The sequence below is a fragment of the Streptomyces sp. NPDC001401 genome (assembly GCF_042895385.1).
GTDB lineage: Bacteria > Actinomycetota > Actinomycetes > Streptomycetales > Streptomycetaceae > Streptomyces.
This window is the reverse complement of the sequence record NZ_JBIAWI010000009.1, coordinates 351,520-370,510: the sequence shown is the minus strand read 5'-3', so window position 1 is coordinate 370,510 and position 18,991 is coordinate 351,520. Positions and strand designations below refer to the sequence as shown.

At 71.6% G+C, this 18,991-nt stretch carries 16 protein-coding genes; 5 read left to right on the top strand and 11 right to left on the bottom strand.

Features of this window, described 5'->3' with window-relative positions; genetic code table 11:
- Positions 1–40: 40 nt before the first annotated feature.
- The 10 genes from ACFY10_RS29275 to ACFY10_RS29230 all read right to left on the bottom strand — a co-directional run bounded on the left by ACFY10_RS29275 (position 41) and on the right by ACFY10_RS29230 (position 11,713).
- Positions 41–871, bottom strand: coding sequence for a PP2C family protein-serine/threonine phosphatase (locus tag ACFY10_RS29275; RefSeq protein ID WP_390668189.1), 831 nt, complete (start codon positions 869–871; stop codon positions 41–43).
- A gap of 153 nt (positions 872–1,024) precedes the next feature.
- A complete protein-coding gene (gene pgm, locus ACFY10_RS29270) occupies positions 1,025–2,665 on the bottom strand; it encodes a phosphoglucomutase (alpha-D-glucose-1,6-bisphosphate-dependent) (RefSeq protein ID WP_390668188.1) in 1,641 nt (546 codons plus the stop codon).
- An 82-nt stretch (positions 2,666–2,747) separates the two neighbouring features.
- Positions 2,748–3,920 (bottom strand): serine hydrolase domain-containing protein, encoded by a 1,173-nt coding sequence (locus ACFY10_RS29265; RefSeq protein ID WP_390668187.1) that lies wholly within the window; start codon positions 3,918–3,920, stop codon positions 2,748–2,750.
- A 107-nt stretch (positions 3,921–4,027) separates the two neighbouring features.
- On the bottom strand, positions 4,028–5,635 hold the full coding sequence (locus tag ACFY10_RS29260) for a serine/threonine-protein kinase (protein ID WP_390668186.1): 1,608 nt from the start codon (positions 5,633–5,635) through the stop codon (positions 4,028–4,030).
- A gap of 53 nt (positions 5,636–5,688) precedes the next feature.
- Entirely contained in the window at positions 5,689–7,281 is a 1,593-nt protein-coding gene (locus tag ACFY10_RS29255; protein WP_390668185.1) for a cation acetate symporter, read from the bottom strand.
- Positions 7,275–7,658, bottom strand: coding sequence for a DUF485 domain-containing protein (locus tag ACFY10_RS29250; protein ID WP_390668184.1), 384 nt, complete (start codon positions 7,656–7,658; stop codon positions 7,275–7,277). Before ACFY10_RS29250 ends, ACFY10_RS29255 begins: the two co-directional genes overlap by 7 nt.
- A gap of 418 nt (positions 7,659–8,076) precedes the next feature.
- Positions 8,077–8,550 carry a carboxymuconolactone decarboxylase family protein gene (locus tag ACFY10_RS29245; protein ID WP_390668183.1) on the bottom strand — a complete coding sequence of 158 codons (474 nt, stop codon included), beginning with the start codon at positions 8,548–8,550 and terminating at the stop codon, positions 8,077–8,079.
- 111 nt (positions 8,551–8,661) lie between these two features.
- Positions 8,662–9,114 carry a flavodoxin family protein gene (locus ACFY10_RS29240; protein ID WP_390668182.1) on the bottom strand — a complete coding sequence of 151 codons (453 nt, stop codon included), beginning with the start codon at positions 9,112–9,114 and terminating at the stop codon, positions 8,662–8,664.
- 67 nt (positions 9,115–9,181) lie between these two features.
- On the bottom strand, positions 9,182–10,063 hold the full coding sequence (locus tag ACFY10_RS29235; protein ID WP_390668181.1) for a YegS/Rv2252/BmrU family lipid kinase: 882 nt from the start codon (positions 10,061–10,063) through the stop codon (positions 9,182–9,184).
- Between the two features lie 51 nt (positions 10,064–10,114).
- The gene (locus ACFY10_RS29230; RefSeq protein ID WP_390668180.1) at positions 10,115–11,713 is read right to left on the bottom strand and encodes an FAD-binding oxidoreductase; all 1,599 of its coding nucleotides are present in this window, start codon (positions 11,711–11,713) and stop codon (positions 10,115–10,117) included.
- Between the two features lie 94 nt (positions 11,714–11,807).
- Here ACFY10_RS29230 and ACFY10_RS29225 point away from each other — a divergent pair, with 94 nt between their 5' ends.
- From ACFY10_RS29225 to ACFY10_RS29210, 4 genes are all read left to right on the top strand, one after another.
- Entirely contained in the window at positions 11,808–12,407 is a 600-nt protein-coding gene (locus ACFY10_RS29225; RefSeq protein WP_390668179.1) for a TetR/AcrR family transcriptional regulator, read from the top strand.
- Positions 12,404–13,981, top strand: coding sequence for a glycerol-3-phosphate dehydrogenase/oxidase (locus ACFY10_RS29220; protein WP_390668178.1), 1,578 nt, complete (start codon positions 12,404–12,406; stop codon positions 13,979–13,981). The genes ACFY10_RS29225 and ACFY10_RS29220 overlap by 4 nt, the downstream gene beginning before the upstream one ends.
- Positions 13,982–14,084: 103 nt before the next feature.
- Positions 14,085–14,366 (top strand): hypothetical protein, encoded by a 282-nt coding sequence (locus tag ACFY10_RS29215; protein ID WP_390668177.1) that lies wholly within the window; start codon positions 14,085–14,087, stop codon positions 14,364–14,366.
- A 393-nt stretch (positions 14,367–14,759) separates the two neighbouring features.
- Entirely contained in the window at positions 14,760–16,040 is a 1,281-nt protein-coding gene (locus ACFY10_RS29210; RefSeq protein WP_390668176.1) for an MFS transporter, read from the top strand.
- 73 nt (positions 16,041–16,113) lie between these two features.
- Here ACFY10_RS29210 and ACFY10_RS29205 read toward each other — a convergent pair whose 3' ends face one another.
- On the bottom strand, positions 16,114–18,195 hold the full coding sequence (locus ACFY10_RS29205; protein ID WP_390668175.1) for a DUF1996 domain-containing protein: 2,082 nt from the start codon (positions 18,193–18,195) through the stop codon (positions 16,114–16,116).
- Positions 18,196–18,365: 170 nt separating this feature from the next.
- Here ACFY10_RS29205 and ACFY10_RS29200 point away from each other — a divergent pair, with 170 nt between their 5' ends.
- Positions 18,366–18,953, top strand: coding sequence for a hypothetical protein (locus tag ACFY10_RS29200; protein WP_390668174.1), 588 nt, complete (start codon positions 18,366–18,368; stop codon positions 18,951–18,953).
- The last annotated feature ends 38 nt before the right edge of the window (positions 18,954–18,991 follow it).

Sequence of the window (18,991 nt, the reverse complement as noted above, 5' to 3'; positions counted from 1 at the left end):
TGCCGCCCGGCCGGCGAGGCGGGAGGCGCCGGATCCGGCCCTATGGCTGAATGCCGGGACCGTCGTGGGTGACGACCAGTACCGCGGCGTCGTCCTCGTGGCCGACCCGCTCGGCGATCTTCATCACGCCGGCGGCGAGGGCGTCGGCCTCCATGCCGGCGACCGCGGCGATGCCCGCGAGCCGTACCACCTGGTCGAGGCCCTCGTCGACGCTCAGCGACGGCCCCTCCACCACGCCGTCCGTGAGCAGGACGAACACGCCGCCCGTGGTGAGCCGGTAGCGGGTCACCGGGTACTGCATGCCTGCCTCGATGCCGAGGGGCGGTCCGCCCTCGTCCTCGGCGATGCCGGACTGTCCGTCCGCCGTGGCCCAGAGGTGGGGGATGTGTCCGGCCCGTGCACTCTCCAGGACGCCGGTGGACGGGTCGAGCCGCATGAAGGTGCAGGTGGCGAAGAGGTCGGTGCCGAGGGACAGGAGCAGGTCGTTGGTCCGGGCGAGGAGTTCGCCGGGCTCGCTGGTGACCGAGGCGAGTGCGCGCAGGCCGACCCGGACCTGTCCCATGAAGGCGGCCGCCTCGGTGTTGTGGCCCTGGACGTCGCCGATGGACAGTCCGATGCGGCCGTCGGGCATCGTGAACGCGTCGTACCAGTCGCCGCCCACGTTCAGACCGTGGCAGGCCGGTGCGTAGCGGACGGCCAGGTGGAAGCGGCAGGCGGCGGGCAGGTCCCGGGGCAGCATGCCGCGCTGCAGGGCGAGGGCCAGCTCCACCCGGGAGCGTTGCAGCTCCGCGAGTTCGCGTGCCTGGGCGGTCAGCGACCCGAGTCTGGCAAGCAATTCGTCGCCGTCCTCTGTCGGACGCTCGAGGGACATTGATCACTCCGGCGGGACCGTGGGCCATGGCCCCTTCGGGGCAAATCCCCAGATTATGCGTTTAAGGGGATGTTGGCGACACGGCGGCCGGCGAAGTCCGCTCTGCGGCTGCGCCGGGCCCGCCCTGCCACGGTCCTCGCCGTCGTGCGCGGATCAGCCGCCGAGGGCCGCCATGACCACGTCCTTGGCCTCCTCCTGCACCTGGCGCAGATGGTCGGGGCCGCGGAACGACTCGGCGTAGATCTTGTACACGTCCTCGGTGCCCGAGGGGCGGGCCGCGAACCAGGCGTTCTCGGTGCTCACCTTGATGCCGCCGATGGAGGCGCCGTTGCCCGGGGCCTCGGTGAGCACCCCGGTGACCGCTTCCCCGGCCAGGGTGTCCGCGGTGACCTGGGCAGGTGAGAGCTTGGCGAGCAGTGCCTTCTCCTCGCGGGTCGCCGGGGCGTCGATGCGTGCGTAGGCGGGCTCGCCGAAGCGGGCGGTGAGGGCGGCGTAGTGCTCCGACGGCGTCTTCCCGGTGACCGCGATGATCTCGGAGGCGAGCAGCGCCAGGATGATGCCGTCCTTGTCGGTGGTCCACACCGAGCCGTCCCGGCGCAGGAAGGACGCCCCGGCCGACTCCTCCCCGCCGAAGCCGATCGTGCCGCCGACCAGCCCGTCCACGAACCACTTGAACCCGACGGGGACCTCGACCAGGCGGCGTCCCAGGTCGGCGGCGACCCGGTCGATCATGCCGGACGACACCAGGGTCTTGCCGATGCCCGCGTCGGCGGGCCACTGCCCCCGGTGGGCGTACAGGTAGGAGATGGCCGCGGCCAGATAGTGGTTGGGGTTCATCAGGCCGGCGTCCGGTGTGACGATGCCGTGCCGGTCGGCGTCCGCGTCGTTGCCCGTGGCGATCTGGAAGCGGTCGCGCTGTTCGATGAGCGAGGCCATCGCGTAGGGCGAGGAGCAGTCCATACGGATCTTGCCGTCCCAGTCGAGCGTCATGAAGCGCCAGGTGGGGTCGGCAAGGGGGTTGACCACGGTCAGGTCGAGGCGGTGCTGTTCGGCGATACGGCCCCAGTAGCCGACCGAGGCGCCGCCGAGCGGGTCGGCGCCGATGCGGACGCCTGCGGCGCGGATCGCGTCCAGGTCCAGCACGCTCGGCAGGTCGGCGACGTAGGCCCCGAGGAAGTCGTGGCGGCCGGTGGTGGGGGCGGCGAGCGCACGGGCGTAGGAGATGCGGCGGACGTCCTTGAGGCCGGCCGCGATGATGTCGTTGGCCCGGTCCTGGATCCAGGAGGTCGCTTCGGAGCCCGCGGGTCCGCCGCTGGGCGGGTTGTACTTGAAGCCGCCGTCGGCGGGCGGGTTGTGCGAGGGGGTGACCACCACTCCGTCGGCGAGGCCGGAGGTGCGGCCGCGGTTGTGGGTGAGGATGGCGTGCGAGACCGCGGGGGTGGGCGTGTAGCCGTCCGCGCTGTCGATGAGCACGGTCACTTCGTTGGCCGCGAACACCTCGAGCGCGGTGACCCGGGCGGGCTCGGACAGGGCGTGGGTGTCGGCGCCGAGGAAGAGCGGGCCGTCGGTGCCCTGCTCTGCGCGGTACTCGCAGATCGCCTGGCTGGTCGCGGCGATGTGGTCGTCGTTGAACGCGGTCGCCAGGGACGACCCGCGGTGTCCTGAGGTGCCGAACGCCACCCGCTGCCCCGGGTCGGCCGGGTCCGGGTGCAGCGCGTAGTACGCGGTGACCAGCCGGGCGACGTCGATGAGGTCCTCGGGGCGTGCCGGGCTGCCCGCTCGCTCGTGCTGCATGTGCCCGCTCCTCCACATCGGTTGACCAAAAACGCTTGCCGCCCCATCTTCCCTCGTCGTGGGGGCGGCTAGCGAGGGCGGGTCAGTGCCCTGACCGTGCCAGCAGCGCGCAGACGAAGTTCTCCTGAACGGCGCGCAACCGGCTGAGCAGCTCCGGCTTCTGGGACTCGTTGATCTGAGTGGTGACGGAGAAGGTCAGGGATCTCCGGCCGTCCGGGGTGGCGGCGATCAGCTGGGTGTAGCCGGGGAAGTTGCCGGTGTGCCCCAGTACGACACCGCAGCGCGTCGCGTAGCGGAAGACGGCGAGGCCCGCCATGTTCCGGCCGGGGCCCGCGGGTTCGGATGCGCCCGCGATCCAGCGCCGTTGTTCGTGCACGACGCCTCTGCCGTAGAGCGCGCCGCCCGCGTAGCCGCGGATGAAGCGGGTCATGTCGGCAGGTGTGGAGATGATGCCTCCCGACGCCCATGAGCCGGAGGCGCCGAGGATCTCGCTGACGTCCTCCGGGGGCGACACGGTCGTGTCGTAGCCGTGCAGATAGGGCTCGGGGATCAGGTAGCCCTGGGGAAGGGTCGTGTTGTGCAGGTCCAACGGCCGGTAGACCAGGACTCGCAGCAACAGCTCGTACGGGCTGCGGGTCGCCGCCTCCGCCATCAGGGCGACGGCGATGTTGTCGGAGTTGGAGTAGCGGTACTGGGTGCCCGGGCGGAAGTTGAGGGGTTGGTCGGCGACGAAGTCGAGCAGGCGGCGGGAGTCGAAGTGGTGATGCGGGTCGGCGGCGAGGATGCTCCGGAACTCGGCGGCCGCGCTGAAGTCCGGCAGCCCGCTGGTGTGGTTGAGCAGTTGCCGGAGCGTGACGCGGTGCCAGGCCCGGGGCAGTCGTGGCAGCCGTTCGCCCAGCGTCTCGTTCAGGCGCAGGGCGTGCCGGTCGACCAGGCTCAGGGCCACGGCTCCGCTGAAGGCCTTCGCGGTGCTGGCGATGCGCATGTGGTCGTGCGGGCTCGGGAGACGGCCGGTGGCGAGGTCCGCGACGCCTGCCCGCACGACGCGGGTGGTCCCGTCCCGCCGCAGCACGGCGATGACGCCGGGGGGTCCACCGGGGGTGCGGACGAGCTGCTCGGCCTGTTGCTGCAGATCATCGCGGTGCGGGGCGGGGGTCGCGGCACGGCTCGTCGCGGCCGGGCCGAGGGCCGTGACGCAGACCGCGACGAAGCAGGAGGCCAGCAGGCAGGAACGGACGGCGAAGCGATGGGGCATGGGGACTCCAGGCGGCGGGGCTGAGGTGCAGGCCCAGCTTTTCCCCCGCCCGGATGCGAGGCCTCCCATGCTGCTGCATACGGCCGAACGGCGCCGCACGCCTGCCGTCATGCGTCGGCCGGATTCACCTTCGTGACATTGCCCTGAGGAGTGGCCTCGACATAGCCGGTCTCGCCGTATTCGTTGGTGAGGTAGACCTTTATCGTGGCGGGCCGCTCAAATATCTTGCTCGGCGGTTCCAGCCACAGGTAGGCAAGTGTCGGCTTGTCGACGTGGAGCTTCTTCTCGGCGAGGGCGAGCAGGCTGGGCAGTACGTCCCAGTTGAAGTTCTTCAGGCTCACCGGAGAGTCGCCGCCCGTCAGAGTGCTCTTGAAGAGGCCCTTCTCCAACCCGCTCGCGGGGCGGTAGGTGTAGGAGTCGTAGCGCGTCCGGCTGCCCGGAACCATCGCCTCCAGCGATATGTACCCGGGGTAGATCTTGAAGTCGCCGAAGGTGGTTCTACCTGTCTCGTCGTCGATGACCTTGAGCGCCTTGCGGATGGCGGCGGGCGTGAGCATGCCGGTGGCGAGCTTCGACGTCCCGCTGGGCGCCGGTGATCCCGACGGCTCCGTGGCCCCGGGGCTCTGTTGCCGTGTGGTGTGCCGGCTCGGTGCCGAACGACTGGGTCCCGCAGCTCCCGACGCTTCATCGCCTTTGTCGCCAACGGACAGGGCCAGCCAGGTCGCCCCGCCCACCAGCACGGTGCCCGCCGCGACCGAGGCGATCAGGGCACGGCGCGTACGGCCGGGGCGGGGTACCACGGTGTCGGGCGACGGTGGCGTCGGTGGCGGTTGCGGAGGTGCCAGCGGGTAGGAGGTCGGGCCGGAGTCGTCGACGGCCTCGGCTGCCGCGGCGAGCAGTCCGTCGACCGTCCCCGCGTCCGGCCGTGTCGCAGGATCCCGCACCAACACCCGTTCCAGTACGGGCGTCAGCGGTCCTGCCTGTTTGGGCGGCGGGACGTCCTCGTGCAGTACGGCGGCCAGCGTCGCCAGGGTCGTTCCGCGCCGCAGCGGGTGGTGGCCCTCGACGGCCACGTACAGCATCATCGCGAGCGACCACAGGTCCGCCGCGGGCCCGCCGTCGCCGCCGGTCACGCGTTCCGGGGCCATGTAGTCGGCGGTGCCGATGACCGATCCGGTGGCGGTCAGCGCGGTGGAGTCACGGATCGCGGCGATCCCGAAGTCGGTGAGGACGGGCCTGCCGTCACTGCGCAGCAGGACGTTGGCGGGCTTCACGTCGCGGTGCTGGACGCCCGCGGTGTGGGCGGCGCGCAGGGCGTCGAGCACGCCGCGGCCCAGGCGGGCGGCTTCGGCGGGTGTCATCGGTGCGCGGGCCAGCCGGTCGGCGAGGGAACCGCCCTCGACGAGTTCCATGACGATCCATGGGTAGGTGCCCTCGCCGCCGTCGACGATGTGATGGATGGTCACGACGTTCGGATGCTGCACCCGGGCCAGGGCGCGGCCCTCGCGCAGTACCCGTTCGCGCAGCATCCGTGCCGAGTCCGGGTCGTACTCGGCGAGGTCCGGGCCGGCGGGCCGGACCTCCTTGACGGCCACGCTGCGGTGCAGCAGCAGGTCGCGGGCGCGCCACACCGTGCCCATGCCGCCGCCACCGAGCCGGGTTTCCAGCTCGAAGCGGCCGTCGACAACCCGTCTGTCGGTGTCCCCGTCGTTCATGGCGAGGAGCATAAGGTACGCGAAATCCTCCAGCGCACCCCGGCGGGCTCTCGTCAGTCGGCGGCTCCGACCAGCGCGCGGACCTCGAACTCGTCGTATGCGTCCGGGACTTCGGGCCGGCTCAGGACCGTGCCGAGCCAGCCGAGGAGGAAGCCGGCCGGGATCGAGACGATGCCGGGGTTCTGCAGCGGGAACCAGGCGAAGTCGGCGTCCGGGTAGAGCGAGGCCGGGGTGGAGGAGACGACGGGTGAGAACACGACGAGGAGTACGGAGCTCAGCAGGCCGCCGCAGAGGCTGAGCAGGGCGCCGGTCGCGGTGAAGCGCCGCCAGAACAGGGTGTAGACGAGGGTGGGCAGAAGGGCGGAGGCGGCGATGGCGAAGGCGAGGAAGGCCAGGGTGGCGGTGTTGGCGCCCCAGGAGACGAGGGCGAGGAGCATGGCGAGGACGCCGATGACTGCCGCGGCGAGCCGGGCGACCAGGAGTTCCTCGGTCTGTTTGGCCCGTCCCTTGCGGACGACCTCGCCGTAGAGGTCGTGGGCGGCGGAGGAGGCCGCGGCGAGGGTGAGTCCGGCGGCCACCGCGAGGAGCGTGACGAAGGCCAGACAGGAAAGGAGGGCGGTGAGGACGCCGCCGCCGAGTGCGTGCGCGAGCAGCAGCACGGCCGCGTCGCCCTTGTGGTCCATGCGTGCGATCGTCTCCCGGCCCACCACGGCGGTGGCGCCCAGGCCGAGGACGCCGGCCGCCAGGCAGACGAGGCCCACCAGGCCCATCGCCCACACGACCGAGCTGCGCAGAACGGTGGTGGAGCGGGGGGCGAGCAGCCGCATCATGACGTGCGGGAGGGCTGCGAGGCCCAGCACGATCGCCAGTTGCAGGCTGAGGAAGTCGAGTTTGCTGGTGGTGCTGGCGCCGTAGCGAAGTCCGGGCTCCAGGAAGCGTGTTCCCATGCCGCTGTGGTCGGCGGCCGCCGTCAGCAGGGCGTCGATGTTCCAGCGGTAGTGGTGCAGCACCATCACGGCGGTCACGGTGACGCCGGAGATGAGCATCACGGCCTTGACGATCTGGATGAACGTGGCTCCGGGCATGCCGCCGAGTGCCGCGTACACGATGACGACGGTGCCGATGACGACCACGCACAAGGTGCGGGTGGCCGCGCTGGGTTCGCCGGTGAACTGGGTCAACAGGGCGACGCTGCCGACGAGTTGGGCCACGAGGTAGAGGGTGGTGACGGCCAGGGTGCAGATGGACAGGGCGAGCCGGACCGGCCGCTGCCGGGCCGGCATGCGCAGGGCGATGGTGTCGCCGAGGGTGAACCTGCCCGCGTTGCGCAGGGGTTCGGCGATCAGCAGCAGGACCATCATCCAGGCCACCGCGGTGCCGCCGAGGTAGAGGAGTCCGTCGTAGCCGGTGAGAGCGACCAGGCCGGTACTGCCCAGGAGGGTGGCGGCGGAGAGGTAGTCGCCGCACATCGCCAGCCCGTTGCGCAGGGGGGACATGGTGCGGTTGCCGAGGTAGAACTCGCCGATCTCGTCGCGCTGCGGAGCGGTCAGCAGCGCGGTGAACAGGGTGACGACGACCACGCAGAGGAAGAGCAGGAATGTCAGCTGCAGGCTGAAGCGGTCCACGACGGCGGCGGTCGTCACCATGTGCGGTACCCCTCGGTGTGCTGGGAGGCGGGTGACCGGTCGGGCCGGCCCGGCCGGTCGGGCTGCTGTCGGTGGGCCTGGGTGCGGAAGCCGCGGGCGATCGGGTCGACGTGCGTGCGCATGTGCACGATGTGGCGTCGCGCGATCAGGGCCATCACCACGAACTGCCCCAGTCCGAGGGTCAGTCCGAGGGTGAGGTGACCGTGCAGTGAAGTGTTCATGAGCTCGGGTGTGAAACTCGACAACAGGACATACAGGAGGAACCCGCCGACGGCGACTGCCGTCATCCGCACTCCGGATCGCCGGTGTGCACGGCGCAGCAGCTGGAATTCAGGGCTGTCGGATATCTCGCGTCGTTTCGCCTGCTCGACATTCACGCGGGCACACCTTCTCCACTTCTTGGTGCCGCACGCATGCCGGAAAGGAGTGCCGAAGGAGACCACCGTGCGGGCTTTGTGGGGGGTTCGTGAATCTGGAATCAGCGCTTTCCGGATTCCTTCGGTCCCGCCATTGGGTGGGGCGGGACCGGGAGCCGGAGTATTGCAGCGCGCCCGTTGAACTATCAACCGCACGGAAGAGTGAATTTCCGACGCTGACTCATTCACGCACTGATCCTGCGTTCACGGGCACCGCACAGCCCATGAAAAGCATGGCGCACGAGAATAGTCCGTACCTTTTCCGCGGGAAGGCTGTCTCAAATGCAGCGCACAAGGATGTCGGCCCGGCGCAGCAGAACGGCCCGGGCGAAGGCGCCCGGGCCGTGTGCCGTTTCCGGTGGTGGTCAGATGCCCGGCGTCATCCGAACATGCCGGGCTGGTAGTCGCCGGCGGGCTGCTGCACGATGGCGTTGAAGCGGTTGTACATGTTGATCATGGCGATGGTGGCGACGAGGGCGGCGAGCTGGTCCTCGTCGAAGTGCTTGGCCGCGTTCGCCCAGGCCTCGTCCGTGACACCGCCGGCCGCGTCGGCGATGCGGGTGCCCTGCTCCGCCAGCTCCAGGGCGGCGCGCTCGGCTTCGGTGAACACCTTGGCCTCGCGCCAGGCCGCGACGAGATGGAGACGCTGCGCGTCCTCCCCCGCGGCCAGGGCGTCCTTGGTGTGCATGTCGGTGCAGAAACCGCAGCCGTTGATCTGGCTGGCGCGGAGCTTCACCAGCTCCTGCGTCGCGTGCGGCAGCGTCGAGTCCGAGACGACCTTGCCGGCCGAGTTGATGTACCGGAAGAGCTTGGCTGCGACCGCGTTCTCGAAGATGTTCAGACGGGCTTCCATGGTGCGCTCCTGTGCCGTTGTCGGTGGTTACACCTCTTTGACGGCACGGCTCGGCAGGTTGTGACACATCCGAATGTGACCTGCGTCTCCCTCGGCTCACCAGGTTCCGGCTCAGTCGAGCAGTCCCGCGGCGAGCGTCGCGCCCAGCTCCCAGCAGGCCTCGACGTCCGGCTTGGCGGGCTCTCCGGTGACGGTGACGGGCTTCGCCGTGCGCCGCCAGCCGAGGCCGGTCGTGATCGCCTCGATCCCGCGCACCGCGCCCGTGACGTCGCTCCCGCCGTGCACGTAATAGCCGAACGGCCTGCCCTGCGTGGCATCCAGGCACGGGTAGTAGATCTGGTCGAAGAAATGCTTGAGGGCTCCGGACATGTAGCCGATGTTGGCCGGGGTGCCGAGCAGGTATGCGTCGGCGGCCAGTACGTCGGACGCCGTGGCCGCCAGCGCCGCCCGCCGCACGACCTCGACGCCCTCGATCTCGGGCGCGGTGGCACCGGAGAGGACGGCTTCCAGCATCGTCTGGCAGTTGGGCGAGGGCGTGTGATGCACGATCAGCAAGGTGGGCACACTCTGCACCCTAGTTCAGGCCCGATACGGCCCTCTGTGCGAGGAAGCACGAGATCGCCCTGCGCGCTCAGCACAGCACGCGCAGCGCTCCCGGCAGGACCCTGACGGTGACGGGCAGGACGGCCTCGACCTCCCCGTCGGCGCCGTAGGGCACGTCGCGGTCGGCGGAGATGGTGATCTCCCTGCCGCGCAGGATGCGCACCTGTGGCCGGTTGACGTGGGTGCCCGTCTTGAGTTCGTTCATCAGGGCGAAGAACAGCCGCCGGGGTGCCTCGCTGATCATCACCACGTCCAGCAGGCCGTCGTCCACGCGGGCGTCGGGGGCGATGAGGCGGCCGGAGCCGTAGTACCCGGAGTTGGCGGCCACCACCGTATAGCCGGTGTGCAGGTGTTCCTCGCCGTCGACGACGACCCGGTAGTGGGCCGGCCGCCAGGTGGTGACGGCCCGGAGGCCGCCGGCGTAGTAGGAGGCCGCGCCCCGGAGGAGTTTGGCGTGGTTGGCGTGGCGGTTGGCGAGGGCGTCGACGCCCGCGTACACGCTGCCGAGGACGACGGTGCGGTCGTGGACGGCCGACTCGACCTCGATGGTGTCGACGTCACGCGGGTCGTGGTGGAGCAGTACCTCGGCCAACTCCGTTGGTTCCGTGGGGAGTTCGAGTGCTCGGGCGAAGTCGTTGCCGCGGCCGGCCGGGACGAGGCCGAGTACGGCTCCGGTGCCGCTGAGGGCGCCGCCGATGCCGCCGGCCATGCCGTCCCCGCCGACGGCGAGCACCACCCGGCCCTGGCTGCCCGCGTGCCGGGCGAGCTCCTGGGCGTGGGCCAGGCTGCGGCTGTACTCGGTCTGCAGCTCGGCGCCCGCCTCCCGCAGCAGCCGGGCCACGGCGAGAAGCGCGGCGGCTCCGGTGGATCCGCCCGCGGTGGGGTTGACGACGGCGGTGAACTGTCGCATCGGTGTGCCTCCGAGGGCGGACGGGCCGGTACTGGCGAACAGGGGTGACGGTCAGTCGTCGAGGGGCAGGAGGACCCCGGGGTTGAGGAGTCCGGCCGGGTCCAGTCGCCGTTTCACGGCGCGCAGGGCGTCGACGGCCAGCGGGCCGGCCTCGCGGACGTACCAGTCGCGGTGGTCGGTGCCCACGCCGTGGTGGTGGGTGATGGTGCCGCCGGCGGCGAGGATCGCCTCGTTGGCGGCGTGCTTGGCCCGGGTCCAGTGCGCCACGGGGTCGGCGCCCTGGGCCGAGACCACGGTGAAGTACAGCGAGGCGCCGTTCTCGTAGACGTGCGAGATGTGGCACATGACCAGGGGCGGGGTACCGGCCTCGGTGAGTGTGGTGGTGAGCGCGTCGCGTACGGCCGTGTAGAGCTCGGGGATGCGGGACCAGAAGGTCGCCGTCTCCAGCGTTTCGGCGAAGGCGCCCGCGTCCAGCAGGGCGTCGCGCAGATAGGGGGCCGAGTAGCGGCCGTGGGCCCAGCGCTCGCCCGGCTCCTCGCCGAGCGGTGTGCCACCGCACTCGCGCAGGACGGCCGCGGCGCGCTCCCGGCGGTACGAGACGTCCTCCTCCGTGCCTTCGTAGCCGGCAATCGCCGCGCATCCGGCGGCCGCCTGGGCGTCGGAGGCCCCGATCGCGTCCGGCTGGGCGAGGCCGATCAGGGTCTCGGTCTCGTCGGACAGGCGCAGCACGGTCGGGCGCGGCCCGTCCTGGGCGAGGCGGCGCAGTGCGGCGGCGCCTTCCTCGAAGGAGGGGAAGCGCCAGCCCTCGTAGACGCGGGTCTGCGGGACCGGGCGGACGCGGACCGTCACCGACGTGATCACGCCGAACGCCCCCTCCGAGCCGAGGAAGAGCTGGCGCAGGTCGGGTCCGGCAGCGGAGCGCGGGGCGCGGCCCGTGTCGATGGTGCCCTCGGGCGTGGCGAGGGTGAGGCCCAGCACCATCTCGTCGAAGCGGCCGTAGCCGGCGGACGCCTGGCCGCTGGAGCGGGTGGCGGCGAAACCGCCGATGGTGGCCCACTCGTAGGACTGCGGGAAATGGCCGAGCGTGAAGCCGTGTCGGGCGAGCAACGCCTCGGCCTGTGGGGCGCGCAGGCCGGGTTGCAGGGTGGCGGTGCGGGAGACCGCATCGAGGGCGAGCAGGCCGTCCATGCGCCGCAGGTCCAGGGCTGCGAACGGGCCCCGCCGCCCGGGGGCGAGTCCGCCGACGACGGAGGTGCCGCCGCCGAACGGGACGAGCGCCAGGCCGTGTTCGGCACACGCGCGCAGCACGGCGAGGACCTCGTCGTGGCCGGCCGGGAGCAGCACCGCCGCCGGAGTGTCGTCGACGTCGCCCTCCCGGATGCGCAGCAGATCGGGGGTGGACTTGCCGCGGGTGTGCCGGATACGGGTCTCCGCGTCGGTGCGCACGTACTGCTCGCCGCCCACGGCCGCCACGAGGGCCTGGTGCGCCGCCGGCGCCAACTGCCCCTCCGCGACGGCGATGTCCGCCAGGCCGACCGGCTCGGCGGTGCGCGGCTTGACGCCGAGCAGATCGCGCAACAGCCCGATCACCGTGTCGGGCAGCGGCGTCGCCTTGGCGGGGTCGCCCCAGCCGCTCCACAGCATGTCCATGACTGTCGTCCTCACCGGTCGATTCGAGCGATTCCGTCTTCGGATCCGTCTTCCGACGGCGCCTGCGGGGCGCCGGGGCGTTACACTGTGACACATGACGCCTATTCGTCACAACAGCTCGGACAGTGATGCGGTGCTGGACGCGGTGCGGGACTGCGTCCTGGCCGTCGGGGTCCGCCGTACGACACTCACCGATGTGGCCCGCCGCGCGGGCGTCTCCCGGATGACGCTGTACCGGCGCTGGCCCGATGTGCGCACGCTGGTCGGTGACCTGATGACCCGTGAGTGGGTCGACGTGGCCACGCGGGCGATACCCGAGCGCAGACCGGAGGCGGACGCGCGCAGCCTGCTGGTGGAAGGGCTGGTGGCCGGCGTGGAGTCCTTCCGCGCCCATCCCCTCTTCCGCAAGATCGTCGACGTCGATCCCGAGCTGCTCCTCCCCTATGTCCTGGACCGTCGCGGTGCCAGTCAGATCGCCCTTCTGGAGCTGCTGGCCGACGGACTGAAGGAAGGGCACGCCGACGGGTCGGTCCGCGTCGGCCATCCCGAACGTCAGGCCCGTTCCCTGCTGCTGATCGTCCAGTCCTTCACCCTGTCCCTGCGGACCATGACCGACGAGGAGGACCCCGACCTGTCCTCCGCGGCCTTCCTCACGGAGCTGCGCTCCATCCTGGAGAGGACCCTCACGCCATGAGCCCCAGCCCCGCCCCCGGATCGTCCCTGTCCGCCGCCCGGCGCTCGCGCGAACTGGCCGACACAGTCGGCGGCCCCACCCTGGACGTCCTCGTCGTCGGGCTCGGCGCCACCGGTGCCGGAGCCGTCCTGGACGCCGCCGCACGCGGCCTGAGCGTCGCCGCCGTCGATGCCCACGACCTGGCCTTCGGCACCTCCCGCTGGAGCAGCAAGCTGATCCACGGCGGGCTGCGCTATCTCGCCTCCGGCCAGCTCGACGTCGCCCACGAGAGCGCGGTCGAGCGGGGCGTGCTGATGGAGCGCACGGCACCTCACCTGGTCCGCGCGCAGCCGTTCGTGCTGCCGCTCACCCCGCTGGTCTCCCGCGGCCAGGCGGCGCTCGCCCGGGCCGGCTTCCGGGCCGGCGACACCCTGCGGCTGTCGGCGCGCACCGCCCGGGCCACGCTGCCCGCGCCGCGCCGGCTCTCCGCGCTGGAGACCCGCCATCTGGCCCCCGCCGTGCGCACCGACGGCCTGCGCGGCGGCCTGCTGTCCTGGGACGGCCGGCTCGTCGACGACGCCCGCCTGGTGACCGCCGTCGCCCGCACCGCGGCCGCACACGGGGCACGGATCCTGACCCGCCTCAGGGCGCTGGAACTGACCGCCTCCGGCGCCCGCGTCCGCGACGAACTCACCGGCGAGGAGGGCGAGATCAGGGCCCGCGCGGTGATCAACGCCTCCGGTGTCTGGGCGGGCGGCCTGGTGGACGGCATCCGCATCCGCCCCTCCCGCGGCACCCACCTGATCCTGCGCTCGGACCACCTCGGCCCCCTCCCGGCCGGCCTGCACATCCCCATCCCCGGGGAGAGCAACCGTTTCGTCCTCGTCCTGCCCCAGGGCGACGGCCGCGTCTACGTCGGCCTCACGGACGAACCCGTCGAGGGCGACATCCCCGACGTGCCCGAGGCGCCCGAGACGGACATCGGCTTCCTCCTCGACGTCCTGGGCTCGGTCCTGGACGTACCGGTCCGGCGCGAGGACGTCGTCGGGGCCTTCGCGGGACTGCGCCCCCTACTGGACACCACACCGGAGGCCGCGTCCGGCGCCGCGGCCAGGACCGCCGACATCTCCCGCCGGCACGCGGTACTCACCTCGTCCGAGGGCGTGATCACCGTGGTGGGCGGCAAGCTCACCACGTACCGGCGCATGGCCGAGGACGCCGTGGACGCCGCCGTCGCCGCCCGCCGCCTCACCGCCGGCTCCTCCCCCACGGCCTCCCTCCCGCTCGTCGGCGCCGCGTCCCCCCGGGCGCTCGACGCGGTGCAGGCACCTCGCCACTTGGTACGGCGCTACGGCACCGAGGCACCGGCCGTCCTCGCACTCGGCGCCGACGACCCCCGGCTGGGCGAGCGGGTGCTGCCGGGCCACCCCGTCACCGCCGCCGAACTGCTGTGGGCGGTGCGCCACGAGGGGGCCCTCGACGAGGCCGACGTCCTCGACCGCCGCACCCGGATCGGGGTGGTGCCGGCGGACCGTGCCGCGGCGCTGGACGCCGCGCGGGAACTGCTGGGCGAGGCCCTGGCCCGGAGGAGCTGACAGCCCGCGGCCTGCCGCACCGGTCCGGTCGCCCCGGCGGCGTCGGCTCCGCCGCATCGGCTCGCCGCGCGAAATGGCGAATGTGCACCTATGCTCCATTTGCGTGACACATACCTTCGACGAGCTGGTCGAGAAGCAGCGCGCAGCCGACGAGGCGCACATCCGGGTCGAGGAGCTCCAGCACTCCTACGGCCCGCTGACGCAGCCCGGCGGCTGGAGCGGACAGCAGAGCGACACCTACGAGACCGCCCGCCGCGCCTGGCGCGACCTGGCCCGTGAGGCGCGGACGTCGGTCGCCGAGTATGCGAAGGAGTCGGGCAAGCCGCGCAACGAGGTCGAGGCCGACGTCGAGCAGGCGGTACGGCAGTCCGAGCACAGGCACTGACCGGCCACTGACCGGCCGGGGGCGGAGCCGTCGCGGCGCCCGCGGTCAGGGCCTCGTGCGCGGCGCACAGCCGGCGGCCGGCCGCGCTGCCCGTACATGACGCGAACCCGGCCACCTCTCCCGATCAGCCGTCCCGACCCGGCCATCGCCGCTATGATGTTGTCGGTTTCCGGAACCCCATCGCTCAGGTCCGCTTCCGCGGACGGCGCGGGCCGCCATCGGATCGGCCGGTTCCGTCTGGAGAAACCAGCTTCCCCGTATCGCTCGACACCTGTCGTCGTATCGACCGATACGGCCGCACCGCACCGCACTCCATGTGACACCCCATCAGCACCCTGCTGATGGGGTGTCACTCGTTTTGGACCACCTCACCGAAAGGACGCACCGACCGCGATGACCTCCCTGCCCCGCAAAGACGTCGACGACCCAGCGCCCGAAGCACCGGACATCCCGCTGCGCCGTGTCCCCGACTTCCGCCGGTTCTGGCTGTCGCGTGTGGTCTCCGGGCTGGGATCCGCCGTCACCACGGTGGCCCTGCCCGTGCTGGCCTTCCAGGAGACCGGCTCGCCTCTGATGGTCTCCCTGGTGGCGGCCGCGGCGACCCTGCCCTACGTGGTCTTCGGGCTGATCGCGGGTACCGTCGCGGACCGGACGGACCGGCGCCGCCTGATGATCCTCACCGACTGGCTCAACGCCGCCTGCATCGCCTCCGTCCCGGCCGCCTCCGCCCTGGGCATCCTGACCGGCGGCCAGGTTCTCTTCGTGGCCCTCGCTTCGGCCGCCCTCGGCCTCTTCTTCGACGCGGGGGTGTACGGCTTCGTCCCCGACATCGTCGGCAAGGACAAGCTGACCGAGGCCAACAGCGCCGTCTACGGAGCGCAGACCGTCGTACGCATCGCCGGGAACGCGGTGGCGGGAGGTCTGATCGTGCTGTTCCGCCCGGCCGGCACACTGGCGCTGGACGCCCTGTCCTTCGCCGTCTCCGCGCTGCTCCTCGGGGCGGTCACGCACACCAGCGCCCGGCCCGACGAGCCGGCGGTGCAGCGGCCGGGGTTCAAGGAGTCCGTCCGGGAAGGACTCCGTTTCCTCCATCGCCACCCGACGCTGCGCCTGATGACCGTGGTCGGCACCCTGCAGTCCTTCTCCGGCGGGGCCATCATCGGCCAACTCGTCGTCTTCGCCGACCGCGTTCTGGGCATCCACGGCTCCGACGGGCGGATCGGCCTGCTGTACATGGCGTGGAGCGCCGGAGGCATCGGCGGGTCCTTCCTGCTGCCCCGGCTGCGGCGCCGTTTCGAGGCGTTCCCCCTTCTCCTGGGGGTGCTTCCCATCGGGGCCCTGCTCGGCCTGGTGGTCGTCGTCACCTCCGACTGGCGGGTCACGCTGGTGGCCCTGGCCGTGTGGGGGTCGGCCTACCTCGTCGTCCTGGTGAACACGATGACCTACTCCCAGGAGGTGACGCCGTCCGAGCTCCAGGGCCGGGTCAACACCACGCGCCGGATGCTCTCTTCGGGCCTGGGTGTTCCGCTCGGCGCCCTGGTGGCCGGCACCCTCACAGCGCGGGTGGGCGTCCAGGCCGGGATGTCGACGGCCGTCGTGTCGATCGCTCTGGCGGCCCTGCTGGTCTGGGGTGTCCAGGTGCGCAACCGGCTGCGGCCCGGGGAAGGGGCGTAGCACCGCCGGGGCCGCCGCCGATCCGGCGGCGGCCCCGGCCACCCGTGCCTCTGCCACGCAGCGCTCTCGGGCGTCAGCGCACGTGACGGCGCCGCGTGCGGGTGAGCAGGAACAGCCCTGCGAGCAGCAGCACCGTGCCGGCCGTGGCGGGCCACAGGGTGGTGCCGGTCTCGGCCAGCGCGCCGCCCTGGACCGCCTGCGGCTCGGTCTGACCGCCGGCGGCAGGATCGTTCCCGCCGGTGGCCTGGGGCTGGGCGGAGTTGTCGCCCGCGTTCGTGCCGTTCTTCGCGGGGGCGGCCGCGGCGCTACGGGAGGCCTTGGCCGTCGCGTAGACCCTGGGTTCCGACGTGCTGGACACCGTGGGCGTGTCGTCGTTGGCCGGCTGTTCGGTCTCCGGAGCGGCGGTCGTGGGCTGCGCGGTCGGGTCGTCGGATCCGCTGCCGGAGTTCCCCTTGCCGGACCCGTCGCCGCCCGAGTTCCCCTTGTCGTCGCCGGCGGGCGGCGTGGTGGGATCCTCGGTCGGCTGGGCGGTCGGCTCCTGGGTGGGTTGGTCGGTGGGCTGGTCCGTGGGGTTCGCGGTGGGCTGATCGCTGGGCTGGTCCGTCGGCTTCTCGGTCGGCTGCTGGGTCGCTCCCCCGTCCGAGCCCGGGTCCTCGCCGGTGCCCGCACCGCACTGACGGCCGCCGTTGATGCAGGACACGACCTCCTTCATCAGGCCCTCGTCGAAGACGTTGATGAAGTCGCCGTGGTCGGTGACCGGCTTGTGCAGCTGCTCGGGGAAGGAGTCCACCGCGAACAACGGGGTCGTACGGCCGCCGTCCTGCAGGCTCGGCGCCTTGACGTCGTAGACGATGCGCTGCACCAACTGCGGGATGGCCTTGAAGCCGTTCGCGCAGTTGCCGGAGGCGTCGGCGAAGGCCACGTGGGTGCGGTGGTTGGCGCTGTCGATGTTGCGGCCGTCCCAGCAGCTCTGGAACTTGAACGTGCGCACCACGTCGCTGCCCTGCGGGCACAGCGGGTACTTGTCCTTCAGCTGCCGGTCCTCGAACCCGGTGCAGCTCCAGGAGGCGTTGGCGTTGGCAGGGCCGTTGACGAACGCCTTGGCGTCGCCGGTGATGATGCGCAGCAGACGCGGCATCTCGGTGACCTGGCTGCGCTGGTTGCCGATGAACGTCAGCGTGACCTGCTTGGGCGTGACGATCTCACCGGCGTTGCCCTCGATCCCGCCGCCGGGCTTGTTCGCGTCCTGCTCCTGGGTGCCGTTCTGCAGGCGCAGCACCGGCCAGTAGTACGTGGACTTGTCGCCCGGGTTCTCACAGCTGGTGTCGGCGTTTGCGAGGTCGTCGTCGCTGGCGAAGGCGTTGTTGGACTGGTTGCCGACGTAGTCGTGGAAGTGGTGGGCGCCGTTGGTGACACCCGGGGCCACGATCACGTTGTCCGAGTTGAACAACCCGTTGGCGTTCACCCCGCAGCTGGTGGTGAAAGTGCCCTTGGAGGCGAAGGAGTTGAGGTCCGGCGCCGGGGCGTTGGGCTGGACGGTGTTGATGTCCTGGTAGTCCCCGGCGACCGGACCGTTGCCGGCCTGGCCTCCGTTGCCGCCCTGCTGGCCGCCGCCGTTCTGCTGGTCTCCCTGCCCTTGCTGCTGGCCGTTCTGGGAGTCGCCGCCCGCGTTCTGGCCGCCGTTCTGGTCGTTCCAGGTGCGCATCGAACAGTCCGCCATGGAGTCGAGCCCGTCGGGACGCCCGCCGGCCTGGTCGAGGGCGCCGCCGATGCGGTCGAGCGACTCGGCTCGCTTCTCCTTGAGCGGATTCATGACCGTGTCGTCGGTGTAGCCGCTGTCCTGGCGTTGCTCCGGCGTCGCAGCCTGCAGCCGCTGATAGGCCTCCGCTATCTGCTGGTCCATGGAGGCGAGTTCTTTGTCGACGTCGCCGCGTGCCTGGTCCGGCACCTGCGTCAGCTTGCTGCCGACGTCCGGGCAGTCGATCGTGCCGACCGCGGCACTGCGCGTCTGCGCCCCGTCCGTGCCCGAACCGCCTTCCGTCGCAGAGGCGTAGACGTTGGCCGCCACCAGCCCGCCTCCGCCCAGCATCAGCGCGAATGCCGCAAAGGTTGCGCGGCGCGGGCCTGTTGGGCGTCTGCGCGTGTTGCGTCCCACGAGAGTTCTCCTACGGATCACGGCGGTCAGGCATGGAAATCCCTCGCCACATACGGACGGTGGCACCGGCGTGTTCAAGGGCCCCACAGATTCATAGGAACCTCTCAGTAAGCGCGTGCCCCCACATCCCCACACGTGGCGCAAACCGGGGCAGCACGGCACGGGGGAACGTGGCCGGGCAGGGCTTCGACGTGTGGGCCGCCGCCGCGCGTACGAGCGGTACATGGGGCGGTGGAGCCGCCTGGTGGCCGACGAGTTCCCGACCCGGCTGGACTGAGCAGCCTGTTGGATTCGCGCCCGCGGACCGGGTGCACGGGCCCCCTCCCGCGTTCTTCACCACTGCCGGCGCACAGACCCTTCCAGTGGGCGGCGCTGCGGGGGACGTGGGCGTCAGCGGGCCGGCCCTCAACTTCCGGCCCGAGCCCGGTTCAGGGGTGGCCGAAGCCGCGCGTGTGGTGGCGCCCGGCGGGCCGGTCACCGCGTATGTGTGGGACTGCGTCGAAGGCATTGGGTTTCTACAGCACTTCTGGGACGCCGTAACCACCCTGGATCCGTCGTCGGCGGCGGAGTCGGACGAGGGCCGCGGGATCCCGCCGCTCCGGCCGGCCTCGCTGCGGCGGCTGGGGAGCGAGGCCGCGCTGGTCGAGGTGGAGGACGTATCCATCGAAGTCCCGACCTGCTTCGCCGACTTGGCGCTCGGCTCGTCCGGACGGCTCGATCGCGCTCCGGGCGCGCGCTTGGGGCGTGCGGGGCCGTAAGGCGGGCGGGTCGTCGAACGCTGACGGTCGGCCCGTGA